Raw genomic sequence first — 1,518 nt, 5'->3', positions numbered from 1 at the left:
GGAAAGCGGGTGCAAAAGTACGCCCTTTTGGTATACACTCCAAATATATCAAACTATTTTTTCTAATTATTTTTGAAGGAATTTGCTAAAGTGCTGATGCATAACGATGTTGTAGAACATATTTTTTATGTATGGGGGAATTGTGTGCGGAAACGACGAGAGGGATACACATTATTATATTACACGCGGGCGAGCGTAAGGCAAAGATAAATTAAGAAGAAAATCATAAGAGAAAAGAGAAGTGCCATATAAAATATACCAAAACCGGATTATAAGACATGATGATTTTTGCATATACAGGATTATTCAATCAAGTATATGCAAAAAGAAATGAGGCAAACATACGTCAGGAAATGCAGAATTGAAATGCAACGACGATTTATTCCTCCATACGCAGGCTGACAAGTTCAATCCATTTCTTTAGGCTCAGATCGAGACCGCCTTTCTCCAATAAATGAAGGGCGCTACCATAATGAAGGGCGGCATCTTCCTTTACAGAATATATCTTGCAAGAAAGCTCACCGAGATAATACTTCAGGCGTGCCATCTGAATATAATCCAATAGGGTATAATCTTCTTCTACTGATAAACTAATCAATTCATTTATCAAGACATATGCCTGTTCGCATTCGGTACAGGTTAAATCAGAGAAAGATTTGTTCACAACAGGATGCTGCGATAGCTGAATGATGATACGATTAAAGTCTCCGCACATAGTTTATATGAATTACCACATCAGTTCCCGGTGGTGCGAGGTTTATATAAAAAGAGAACGTGGGAACTATCTACTTACGCTCTATATAAGGTATCCGCTAAGACCCCCAGTGAACATAAGTGATAGCCCCACGCCCAATTGTGTATATAACAAAGTATATATGCAAAAGTGCGCGAGACCTGTCACTCATTGTCATTCACTGGTAAAAAATTAGCGGATTTTTATATAGAATGCAACAAATAACCGTTCTCAATAAAATTATTAAAAAGCTACTTCCTTCGCTCGAAAGTAAACTATGACAAAAGTAGAAATAAATATCTATTAAACAAACAATTTTGACAGAAAAAAAATATGCTTTATCAATTAATCTAGTCTATATCATATAAAAAAACACGTATCTGACATTCTACTAGAAACGATTTTTCATTTCTCATGTTCTCATAACGCACATAATAATATCTTGTAAATCAAAGACATAACACTATGAGAAATAAAATAGAAAATAGCATTTCTCATAGTATTACCAGCATTTTGTCCATAAAACAACGCATTTCTCATACCTTTTCAAGGTATTTCTCATAGTATTTTAACCATTTATCCTATAAATTATCAAGCCAGATTCTAAGCTAAAGACCAAGTAGAATACCAGACTATACACTGCTTTACAATATATTACCAGTGCTTATTGAAAGTATATAGAGCGGACATTTGTATATTTTCCTACCTCAGGGAAAACGCATTATAAATCATGTAAAATAAGTTCCCATAAGAATTCATTATCCCACCCTGCTATTAATCTTTTT

Annotated in this window: 1 protein-coding gene; it reads right to left on the bottom strand. The window is 34.1% G+C overall.

Annotated features, from left to right (window positions below; all coding sequences use genetic code 11):
- Positions 1–379: 379 nt before the first annotated feature.
- Positions 380–715, bottom strand: a complete 336-nt coding sequence (locus tag AB5217_RS24805; protein ID WP_004327208.1) for a hypothetical protein — start codon at positions 713–715, stop codon at positions 380–382.
- Positions 716–1,518: the final 803 nt, after the last annotated feature.

The organism is Bacteroides sp. MSSM.1001136sp1_RTP21357st2_D2_RTP21359_211015 (genome assembly GCF_040913205.1).
GTDB lineage: Bacteria > Bacteroidota > Bacteroidia > Bacteroidales > Bacteroidaceae > Bacteroides > Bacteroides ovatus.
The sequence above is the reverse complement of the archived record's forward strand: the minus strand, read 5'-3'. Positions and strand labels throughout refer to the sequence as shown.

What these genes read in the sequence shown, in the direction of transcription:
- AB5217_RS24805 (WP_004327208.1), bottom strand. Translation starts at nt 715, where the DNA reads ATGTGCGGAGACTTTAATCGTATCATCATTCAGCTATCGCAGCATCCT.